The following is an 11314-nucleotide window of genomic DNA, read 5'->3' as shown; positions in this document are numbered from 1 at the left end:
ATGTTAAAGTTTATTGCAAAGATATTCGGTACAAAGTCAGAAAAAGACATCAAGACTTTGATGCCGCTGGTTGAGAAGATCAACCAGGAGTATGCTCAGTTTGCGAGCATTAGCGACGACGAACTAAGAAATAAAACCACAAATATACAAGAACAGATAAATGCAGCACTCAAAGGGATCGACGATCAGATAGCTGCATTGCATCAAAAAATTGAAGATAACCCTGACCTCGACATTCACGAAAAAGAAGAAGTTTTTGCTGAAATAGACAAACTCGAAGAGGACAGGAACAAAGATCTTGAAAAAGTCCTGATGGATGTACTTCCCCAGGCATTTGCTGTAGTAAAAGAGACTGCCAGAAGGCTCAAAGAGAATGAAAAGCTGGTAGTAACTGCTACAATGCATGACAAAACAATCGCTGCTGAAAAATCAAACGTAGAAATACAGGGAGATAAAGCCATCTGGCACAACAAATGGCTGGCTGCCGGTACCGAAGTAACCTGGGAAATGCTACACTATGACGTACAGCTCATAGGTGGTATAGTACTGCATCAGGGAAAAATTGCTGAGATGGCTACAGGTGAAGGTAAAACCCTGGTAGCTACTTTACCGGCATTCCTCAACGCCCTGGCCAAAAGAGGTGTGCACGTGGTTACTGTTAACGACTACCTGGCCAAAAGGGACAGTGAGTGGATGGCTCCTATTTTTGAGTTCCACGGCCTCAGGGTTGACTGCATTGATAAACATGAGCCAAACTCCGACGCCCGAAGAAACGCTTACCTTGCTGACATCACCTATGGTACCAACAATGAATTTGGTTTCGACTACCTTCGGGACAACATGTCGCGCGACCCGAAAGAGCTTGTGCAGAGGAAACACCACTACGCAATGGTCGATGAGGTTGACTCTGTACTCATTGATGAGGCCAGAACACCACTGATCATTTCAGGCCCGATACCCCGCGGAGATGAGCACGAGTTTTACGATCTTAAACCAAGGATCAGTAAACTTGTAGAAGCACAGAAAAAAATAACATCACAGTTTTTAGTAGAGGCCAAAAAACTTATCGCCGAGCAAAATGAAAAAGACGGCGGCCTGGCTCTTTTCAGAGCATATAGGGGTTTGCCCAAACATAAGCCTTTGATCAAATACCTTAGTGAACCCGGCATCAGGCAAATACTGCAAAAAACTGAAAACTTCTACCTGCAGGACAATCAAAAAATGATGCCTGAGGCAGATGAACCATTGTATTTCACCATCGATGAAAAACACAATAGCATTGAACTGACCGAAAAAGGTATTGACCTGATTACCGGTGAGGGGGAAGACCAAAACTTCTTCATTATGCCGGACATCGGTACAGAGATAGCTCAACTGGAAAAAGATGAGCAAATGACTGATGAGGAAAAAGTGGCGAAGAAAGATGAGATCATTAAAGACTACTCCGTAAAGTCGCAACGTATCCACTCGGTCAACCAGCTTCTTAAAGCTTATACCTTATTTGAAAAGGACACAGAATATATTCTTGTAGATGGCAAGGTAAAGATCGTAGATGAACAGACAGGCCGTGTTATGGAAGGCAGAAGGTACTCTGATGGTCTACATCAGGCTATAGAAGCCAAGGAGAATGTAAAAGTTGAGGATGCCACGCAAACTTATGCTACGGTAACATTACAGAACTATTTCAGAATGTACCACAAGCTGGCCGGTATGACCGGTACAGCCGAAACAGAGGCAGGTGAATTCTGGGAAATCTACGAACTGGACGTAGTGGTAATACCTACCAACAAGCCTATAGCCAGAGCGGACAGACAGGATATGGTGTACAAAACTGTTCGTGAGAAATTCAATGCCGTAGTAGATGAAGTAGTAAGCCTCACTGAGCAGGGCCGTCCGGTACTGGTGGGTACTACCTCGGTAGAGATTTCCGAATTATTGAGCAGAATGCTTAATATGAGAAAGATCAAGCACCAGGTACTTAACGCAAAGCAACACCAGAGAGAGGCCGAAGTGGTGGCTGAAGCAGGAAAACCCGGCACAGTAACCATCGCTACCAACATGGCCGGTAGAGGTACCGACATTAAGCTTTCCCCGGAATCAAAAGCAGCAGGAGGACTTGCTATTGTAGGTACCGAAAGACATGAATCCAGACGAGTGGACAGGCAGTTAAGAGGTCGTTCAGGTCGTCAGGGAGATCCGGGATCTTCACAGTTCTTCGTTTCGCTGGAAGACAACCTGATGAGGATGTTTATGCCTGAGCGTATTGCGCGTATCATGGATAAACTTGGTTTGCAGGAGGGAGAGGTTATTTCCCACTCCATGGTAACCAAATCCATAGAGCGTGCTCAAAAGAAAGTGGAAGAAAACAACTTCGGTATAAGAAAGAGATTACTAGAATATGATGATGTGATGAACTCTCAAAGGGAGGTTATCTACAAGCGAAGAAGAAACGCTCTGTTTGGTGAGCGACTTCAGCTCGACATCATGACCATGCTTTATGATACATGCGAAGACATTGTAGTCAATACAAAAGGTGGCGAGAACTTTGAAAGCTTTAAACTTACTGTACTCGGGGTATTAGGTATCGACTTCGAAATCTCAAAAGAAGATTTTGAAAGAACCTCAACTGAGCAGTTAACTGATAAGCTTTACCACCAGGCTTATGAGTACTACAAACGTAAAAACAAAGGTATAGCAGAGAAGTCACTGCCGATCATTAAAAATATTGATGAAACGAGAGGTGCCAATATAGAAAACATCATGGTGCCATTTACTGATGGCAAAAAGCAAATTGGTGTAGCGGCAAACCTGAAAAAATGTGTGGAGACTGAAAATGCAGAGCTTGTAAAGGCTATGGAGAAGATGGCAACACTGGCTATCATCGACCAGCTCTGGAAAGACCACCTGCGTGAAATGGACGACTTAAAGCAAAGTGTTCAGAATGCTGTTTATGAGCAAAAGGATCCTCTTTTGATCTATAAATTCGAAGGTTTTGAACTTTTCAAAAGGTTTATTGCCAAAGTAAATGAGGACACTATTTCCTTCCTGATCAAAGCGGATATTCCTATCCAGGAGCCTGAGCAGGTACAGGAGGCAAGATCACAAAGAAAGCAGAAGCTGAAAGAGCAAAAGGATGAGTCACGTTCATTGCTTAGTGGCGGTGGCAGTGGCGGTGCCCAGACCAACGCCAACAGGCCGCCGGCAGAAAAAACCATGCCTATTAAATCGGAAAAAATTGTAGGCCGTAACGATAAAGTTACCGTTCAGTACATGGATGGTCGTATCGAAAAGGATGTGAAGTTTAAAAAGGTAGAGGAAGATATCAGGAATAACAAGTGCGTATTAGTTGAAGATTAATTTATGATCAGATCATTAACCTACTGTCTAGTTGTCTCAATAGTTATATTCGGGTGTAAAACCAGCTCGGTTACCAGTTCGGCCGATACTGAAAAGTATAAGGAAGACCTGACCCAGTTGCGCCCGAAATATGAAAAGCCAAAGGTGATAGTTGACTCTGCCACCACTGAAACTGTGAAGGACTACAGCGATGTAGTTCCCAAACACCATGTCACGTCGCAACTGAACGCCGTACTGGACAGTATTGACGTGCTAAGAAAAGATATCAGGTACATTGATGGCTTTACCATACAGGTTTACTCCGGCACCAACAGCGAAGAGGCAAGGTTAGCAAGAGGTAAAGTTTATTCTATACTTCCCGAGTCAAATCCGGAATTGAAATTTGATGAGCCTAACTTCAAAGTAAAAGTAGGCAAATACTACTCAAGAATAGAGGCCCGAAAGCCTTATGCGCAGTTGAAGAAAAAATTTTCCGGCGCTATAATTATTCCCGAAAGAATTTACCTTCAATAAATGTCATTAAAACAGCAAATAAAAGAGCTGGCAGCACGCAATGCCAGTGAGATCATAAGTATACGGAGACATATCCATGCTAACCCTGAACTTTCCTATCAGGAATATAAAACGGCTAAATATGTCGCAGAACAGTTGAAGGCCATTGGCATCACACCTAAAGAAGGTGTAGCCGAAACCGGTCTTATCGCTGTTATTGAAGGTAAAAACCCGGAATCAAAAGTACTGGCCCTCAGAGCTGACATGGATGCCCTGCCTATCCTTGAGGCCAACGATGTAGAGTACAAATCAAAGAACGAAGGGGTAATGCATGCCTGCGGACATGATGCCCACACTTCTTCATTACTTGGCGCAGCCAAAATACTACACGAGCTTAAGGATCAGTTTGAAGGTTCCGTAAAGCTTATTTTTCAACCCGGTGAAGAGAAAAACCCCGGTGGAGCTTCCCTGATGATCAAAGACGGGGCTCTAAAAAATCCGGCTCCCGGATGTATTTTCGGGCAGCATGTAATGCCCCTGATCCCTGTTGGAAAAGTCGGCTTTCGTGAAGGCATGTACATGGCGAGCTGTGATGAGATCTACCTGACCGTAAAGGGCAAAGGTGGCCATGGCGCTGTTCCTGAGTTGACTGTTGACCCTGTACTCATTGCATCGCATATCATAGTGGCACTGCAGCAGATCATCAGTAGAAATGCCAGCCCCAAAACACCAACAGTGCTTTCGTTCGGAAAAATAATTGCCAACGGCGCCACCAACATTATTCCGGACGAGGTAAATATTGCAGGCACTTTCAGGGCGATGAATGAAGAGTGGAGGGCCGATGCACATAAGAAGATCACTACTATGGCCGAAAATATTGCAACGGCCATGGGAGGAAGTTGTCATGTAGAAATTTCAAAGGGTTATCCCTTCCTGGTCAACGATCCGGAAGTTACAAAACAAGCGCGAAGCTCGGCAGAAGAATACCTGGGGAAAGAAAATGTTGTTGACCTTGACCTGTGGATGGGAGCGGAAGACTTCGCTTATTATACACATGAGATTCCTGCATGCTTTTACAGACTGGGCACCAGAAACGAAGCCAGAGGTATTACCTCATATGTCCATACTCCTACCTTTGATATTGACGAGGATGCCCTGGAAATAGGCGCTGGCATGATGGCCTGGGTTGCCGTAAACAAGCTGCAGAAAATGTAAGAAGGAGCTTTAAAGGACCAATAAAAAAGCCTGAAGTTATTTGCTTCAGGCTTTTTCGTTTTAGGCACTTATTATATCCTCTTCGTCCTTGGCCAGCTCACCGGTAACTGCCTCTGACACGTTAATGATGTGGTCTCCTACACGCTCTATCAGGTTATAGAGGTCAGAGTATATAATACCACTCATGATATCATAATCGCCTTTTTCAATATTTTTCAGGTGCTTCTTTCGAAGCCTGTCACGTTTTTTGTTAATAGCCGCTTCATGTTCTATGGCCTCATTGAGGCTTACCTGATCATAGTCCATATTGAGATTGGTAATCATTACATTAAATGCTTCATCAATAAGCTCAAACATCTCCTGCAGGTTCTTCACCTGGCGCTCTGAAAACCAGGCATCACTCTCATTTTTCCTTTCAACGGCCAGAGACATCTGGAAGAAAAGGTCTCCTATTCTTTCCAGGTCATTGATGATCGACAACATACCTCTTAGCCTCAAAGAAGACTCACTACTAAGGTTAGATGTAGAAACTTTGGATAAGTAGTCGGCTATTTCCAGCTCTACCCGGTCAGTAATCTCCTCGTACTTTTTGATCCGCTTCATCAATTTAGCACGTGCCTTCATCTTCTTCTTAACGATCAGAGCCTGCACAAACCCCGACATTCTCGAGGTGAGCTCGGCAAATTTTGCAATCTCCTTACCCGCTTCTTCCAGGGATATTTCAGGCGTAGACATGATAGGTGTGCTGATGTATTCCAATCTAAACTCCTCGTCCTCACCTTTAGAGGTGACAAACCTCACCACAAATTTGGAGATGTGCTTAACAAACCAGACCAGAAGCAGAACGTTGATAATGTTAAACGTTGTATGGAAAATGGAGAGGGAAACGGGAACTGCTTCAGGAGAATCAAAAGGAGACACATTATGATACTTCACCATATAGGCATCAATACCATTGAGGAATAGCGGAAATGCAAGCAACATCCATACTACTCCGAATATATTAAAAATAAAATGTGCACGGGCCGCCCTTTTGGCATGTATATTACCCACAAGGGCCGCTATGTTAGCTGTAATAGTTGTACCGATATTCTCCCCAAGTACCATAGCAGCGGCAAGGTCAAATGATATCCACCCCTGATTGGCCATCACCAGTGTGAGTGCCATACTCGCACTCGACGACTGCACTACTACAGTCAATACAGTACCAATAGCAATAAATAACAAGGTAGATAAGATACCCGCATCAGTGTAACGGCTTAAAAACTCGAGTACCTGTGGGTTGGATTTTAAATCCGGCACAGCACTTTTTAATGCCTCAAGCCCCATAAATAGTAAAGCAAACCCTATGATAACCTCTCCCCATGATTTCCATCGGTTTTTAGAAGAAAACAGTAAAGGAAATCCGAAAGCAATAATAGGCAGGGCAACGGCAGCAATTTTCACCTTGAAACCCACTATGGAGATAATCCAGGCTGTAACAGTGGTTCCGATATTCGCCCCCATGATCACCCCTATCGACTCCACAAGGGAAAGCAGTCCCGCATTAACAAAGCTTACAACCATTACGGTTGTAGCCGAAGAAGACTGGACCAGTGAGGTGAGCAGAAAACCTGTCAATACACCCATGAAGCGGTTTGAGGTCATAGCCCGAAGTATCTGGCGCATCTTGCCTCCAGCTACTTTTTGGATGCCCTCACTCATTACCTTCATGCCATATATGAAAAAACCAAGAGACCCTACAAGGGTGAGAACATCAAAGAAATCAAATTTCATAGTGCAAATTGATAAAGGTCAAAACCTGAGCGGTTTAAAAAACTAAACCACAGATCAAATGTTATAAATTTTGAAAGGGCAAAGTAATAGAAATTATTCAGAGAATAGAAGCTTTATGTTTCTTTTAGTTAACACAAACTTAACATTAACTTAACATGAAATATCCTTGGCTGAATGGGCATAAGGGTACTTTTGCAAAAATTTTAAACAAAAAAAGCATGAAATTCAAGGCAAATTTAATCCTAATTCTATTTGCAGGAAGCTTCTTATTTTCTTCTTGTGGTCAAAAAAAATCCGACTCAGAATCTGAAAATCAAATCGATGGAGAAGTAAAAATTGATGGTTCTAGTACTGTTTACCCTATCACTGAAGCTATTGCAGAAGAATTCAGGGCCGAGCAACCCGATATACAGGTGACTGTTGGTGTATCAGGAACCGGTGGTGGCTTTAAAAAGTTTTGCCGTGGAGATATTGATATCAACGATGCTTCAAGACCTATAAAAGATAAAGAAAAAACTTCTTGCTCAGAAGAAAACATCGACTTTGTCGAGTTAACTGTTGCCTATGATGGACTGGCAGTTGTAGTTAATCCTGAAAACGACTGGATTGACCATTTCACTGTGGAAGAACTTAAAAAAATATGGGAACCTTCTGCCCAGGGTGAGATAACTAAATGGAGCCAGATCAGAGCAGGATGGCCTGACGAAGAATTCAGCCTTTACGGACCTGGTGTTGCTTCCGGAACATACGATTACTTCACCGAAGCCATAGTTGGGGAAAGCGGTTCAAGCCGTGGAGATTACACTGCCAGCGAAGACGACAATGTTCTGGTTCAGGGTATTTCAGGAGATAAAAACGCCATTGGGTTCTTCGGACTTGCATACTTTGAAGAGAACCAGGACAAATTGAAACTTATACCGGTTAAGCACGAAGGCGAGCCTGTTTTACCATCTTTAGAAACTGTAAAAAGCGGAGAATATTCACCTCTTTCAAGGCCTATCTTCATCTATGTTAACAGAGGAGCAGCCAACAGGCCTGCCGTAAAAGCTTTTGTTGATTTTTACCTCGAAGTAGCCCCGGAGCTTGTTCAGGATGTTGGATATATTCCCCTTCCGAAGGATGAGTATCAAAAAGAAAAATCAGAGTTTGAGAATTTTGTTCAAACGGCAAAACAATAAATTATTTAAATTGTGCCAGGCTTATAAGTCTGGCACATTACTTTAAACTATTTTGAAAAATACCGGAGAAAAAATTATTGAGGGCGCTTTGGCATTTAGCGGCCTCATTACAATTCTCACTACCTTAGGAATAATCTGGGTACTGGTATCAGAGTCATTCAGCTTTTTCCAGGTAGTGTCGGTTACCGACTTCCTCACTGATACGGAATGGACTCCCCTGTTTACCCAAAAGCACTACGGCATACTGCCACTGCTTACCGGCACATTCCTAACCACAGCTATTGCAATACTAACAGCCATGCCTATTGGGATTGCCATAGCAGTATATCTGAGTGAGTATGCCCCTAAAAACTTCAGAAAAAGCTTAAAACCTGCTTTGGAGGTATTAGCTGCAGTACCTACTGTAGTATATGGCTTTTTCGCATTAACAGTGGTAACTCCCTTTTTGCAGAATATCATTCCTGATCTGGGTAGTTTTAATGCATTGTCTGCTGGTCTCGTTATGGGCATCATGATCATTCCCATGATCTCCTCTTTAAGTGAAGATGCCTTGCATGCGCTGCCCAAATCACTGCGCGAAGCTTCTTACGGCATGGGTGCCACACGGTTCCAGACTGCATTTAAAGTTGCCGTACCTGCAGCCTCGTCAGGGATCATCGTATCGATCATTCTTGCAGTAGCACGTGCTATCGGTGAAACTATGATTGTGGCCATAGCTGCAGGTCAGCAGCCCATCCTTACACTGGACCCACGAGACGCTGTTGAAACTATTACCGCCTATATCGTGCAGGTGAGCCTCGGAGATGTTCCTCACGGATCACTGGCCTACAAAACCATCTTTGCGGCCGGTATTACTTTATTTATTTTCACATTTGTCCTTAACAACATCAGTTTCTGGATAAAGAAAAAATACCAGGAAAAGTATGACTAAGCTTAATCAAAACAGGATCATAGACTCTGCTTTTAAATACTTCGGTATTTTCTGCACATTCTTCGGGTTGATAGTTCTGGCCATATTTATTTTCAATATTCTGGCAGAAGGCCTTCAACGCATAGACTGGGACTTCCTTACAAACCTGCCATCAAGAAGACCTGCCAAAGCAGGTATATTGACTGCATGGACCGGTACGGCGTGGATATTGGGTTTAACAGCAATTATTTCCATCCCATTGGGAGTAGCTGCAGGTGTATACCTGGAAGAATATGGCAAAAAGAACAGACTGGCCTCGATAATAGAGATCAACATTGCCAATCTTGCAGGTGTTCCTTCCATTATCTATGGCCTTCTGGGACTGGAGATATTTGTAAGAACGCTGAATTTCGGAGGCAGTTTGCTGGCCGGTGCCTTTACACTGGCATTACTTATATTGCCAATTATAATAGTGGCCACAAGAGAGGCCCTTAAAGCCGTGCCTAAATCACTGCGTGAAGCTTCTTTTGGAATGGGCGCCACCAAATGGCAAACCATATGGTACCAGACCCTTCCTGCAGCCTCTGGAGGTATTTTAACAGGAATAATCCTGGCCCTTTCGCGCGCTGTTGGGGAAACTGCTCCATTGATTGTAATTGGTGCCCTGGCCTACGTGCCTTTTGTAGCCACCAATCCGATGGATGAATTCACGGTGTTACCAATGCAGATATTTAACTGGGTGTCCAGACCGCAGCATGGTTTTGTAGTCAATGCCGCCGCCGCAATTATCATATTGTTACTCATTACCTTTATTATGAATGGAATAGCCATTTATTTACGTAATAAATGGCAGAAAAAAGTAAACTGGTAAGTTTATACTATAAGAATGAAACATATTGAAGCAAATAATGTCAACGCTTATTATGGTGAAAACCATGTGTTGAAAGATATTTCACTAACCATGAAAGCCAATACGGTTACTGCTTTTATTGGCCCTTCCGGTTGTGGAAAATCAACCTTCCTTCGTTGTCTCAACCGCATGAATGATTATATCGACAGCTTCAGAAAAGAAGGGGATATATTCATTGAAGGTAAAGATATCTATGACAAAAAAGTCAGGGTTGAGGAGTTAAGGCAAAAAGTGGGTATGGTTTTCCAGAAGCCCAATCCATTTCCCAAGACTATCTTTGAGAATGTAGCTTATGGTCTTAAAATACAGGGAATCAAAAGCAAAAGTGTACTGGAGGAAGCTGTGGAAAAATCATTGAAGCAAGCTGCACTTTGGAATGAGGTCAAAGACTCCCTTCACAAATCAGCGCTTTCTTTATCAGGCGGACAGCAACAAAGGGTATGTATTGCCCGCGCTTTGGCTGTAGAGCCATCTACACTGCTTATGGATGAGCCTGCCTCTGCTTTGGACCCGATCTCAACAGCTAAGATCGAGGATTTGATTGCGGAACTGAAAGAAAACTATACTATTGTTATCGTGACCCATAACATGCAACAGGCTGCCAGGGTTAGTGATAAAACAGCCTTCTTCTATATGGGTAACCTGATCGAATACGACAAAACAAAAGAGCTCTTTACAAACCCTAAACACGAGAGAACGGAAAATTATATTACGGGAAGATTTGGGTAAAACAGATTATTTCAATTAAACTCATTGATTCAACACAACACCTATACGCTATATGTCACATTTAGATCCGGAAATAGATTCATTAAAAAATACGCTCCTTGAAATGTTGGAGCTGGTAACATCACAGTTGGTTAAATGCAAGGAAGCCACTTTCAATGCTGATGCTGATTTGGCCAAAGAAGTGATATCCATGGAAAAAAGGGTAAACTCTCTTGAGCTGGCTATTGACAAACGGTGTGAGAATATTCTGGCCCTGTACAATCCGGTAGCAACCGATCTGCGTTTTGTGTTGGCTGCTTTTAAAATAAGCAATGACCTGGAACGTATAGGTGACAACGCCGAAGGGATAGCCAACTTCCTGTTTGATGTGATGGAGAAAGCTGAGGACGACATGATTGAGAAATTTAAACTCAACATGATGTATGATGTAGCTATTTCCATGCTTCATGATATGGAAGAAGCTATGGAAAATGAAGACACCAAACTAGCCCGAAAGATCTTCAAAAAAGATGATCAGTTGAATGAAAACAATAAAAATGCATCTAAAATCGCTGCAGAGCTGATCCAGAAATATCCCAATAAAATAAAACTTATCCTTAAGTTATTCTCTATTGTAAGAAAACTGGAACGTGTAGGTGACCTTACAAAAAATGTAGGTGAAGAGCTGATCTTCCATATAGAGGCCAAAGTGCTCAAGCACAAAAAGGACCAAAAGAAGAAGAAAAAGTAACCTGTGAACAGGCTACC

Annotated in this window: 9 protein-coding genes; 8 read left to right on the top strand and 1 reads right to left on the bottom strand. The window is 42.9% G+C overall.

Translation table 11 applies throughout. From position 1 onward, the window contains the following. From secA to E1163_RS26100, 3 genes are all read left to right on the top strand, one after another. On the top strand, positions 1 to 3357 hold a 3357-nt coding region (secA, locus tag E1163_RS26110), incomplete at its 5' end, for a preprotein translocase subunit SecA (RefSeq protein WP_155175955.1). 3 nt (positions 3358 to 3360) lie between these two features. Beyond that, positions 3361 to 3870 carry a hypothetical protein gene (locus E1163_RS26105; protein ID WP_155175953.1) on the top strand — a complete coding sequence of 170 codons (510 nt, stop codon included), beginning with the start codon at positions 3361 to 3363 and terminating at the stop codon, positions 3868 to 3870. Continuing rightward, complete coding sequence (locus E1163_RS26100; protein WP_155175951.1) at positions 3871 to 5064, top strand: M20 metallopeptidase family protein; 1194 nt, start codon at positions 3871 to 3873, stop codon at positions 5062 to 5064. It begins immediately after the preceding gene. A 60-nt stretch (positions 5065 to 5124) separates the two neighbouring features. Here E1163_RS26100 and E1163_RS26095 read toward each other — a convergent pair whose 3' ends face one another. Continuing rightward, positions 5125 to 6840 (bottom strand): Na/Pi cotransporter family protein, encoded by a 1716-nt coding sequence (locus tag E1163_RS26095; RefSeq protein WP_155175949.1) that lies wholly within the window; start codon positions 6838 to 6840, stop codon positions 5125 to 5127. A gap of 218 nt (positions 6841 to 7058) precedes the next feature. On the opposite strand from E1163_RS26095, the gene E1163_RS26090 reads away from it, so the two are divergent. The 5 genes from E1163_RS26090 to phoU are packed head-to-tail and all read left to right on the top strand — an operon-like array spanning position 7059 to position 11297. Then, positions 7059 to 8018: a PstS family phosphate ABC transporter substrate-binding protein gene (locus tag E1163_RS26090; protein WP_155175947.1), complete on the top strand. Its 960-nt coding sequence runs from the start codon at positions 7059 to 7061 to the stop codon at positions 8016 to 8018. Positions 8019 to 8070: 52 nt separating this feature from the next. Beyond that, positions 8071 to 8949, top strand: coding sequence for a phosphate ABC transporter permease subunit PstC (gene pstC / locus E1163_RS26085; protein WP_155175945.1), 879 nt, complete (start codon positions 8071 to 8073; stop codon positions 8947 to 8949). Next, complete coding sequence (pstA, locus tag E1163_RS26080) at positions 8942 to 9799, top strand: phosphate ABC transporter permease PstA (RefSeq protein ID WP_155175943.1); 858 nt, start codon at positions 8942 to 8944, stop codon at positions 9797 to 9799. Before pstC ends, pstA begins: the two co-directional genes overlap by 8 nt. A 15-nt stretch (positions 9800 to 9814) precedes the next feature. Next, positions 9815 to 10567, top strand: coding sequence for a phosphate ABC transporter ATP-binding protein PstB (gene pstB, locus E1163_RS26075; RefSeq protein ID WP_155175941.1), 753 nt, complete (start codon positions 9815 to 9817; stop codon positions 10565 to 10567). 52 nt (positions 10568 to 10619) lie between these two features. After that, on the top strand, positions 10620 to 11297 hold the full coding sequence (gene phoU, locus E1163_RS26070) for a phosphate signaling complex protein PhoU (protein ID WP_155175939.1): 678 nt from the start codon (positions 10620 to 10622) through the stop codon (positions 11295 to 11297). Positions 11298 to 11314: the final 17 nt, after the last annotated feature.

It is taken from the genome of Fulvivirga kasyanovii (genome assembly GCF_009711405.1).
GTDB lineage: Bacteria > Bacteroidota > Bacteroidia > Cytophagales > Cyclobacteriaceae > Fulvivirga > Fulvivirga kasyanovii.
The sequence above is the reverse complement of the archived record's forward strand: the minus strand, read 5'-3'. Positions and strand labels throughout refer to the sequence as shown.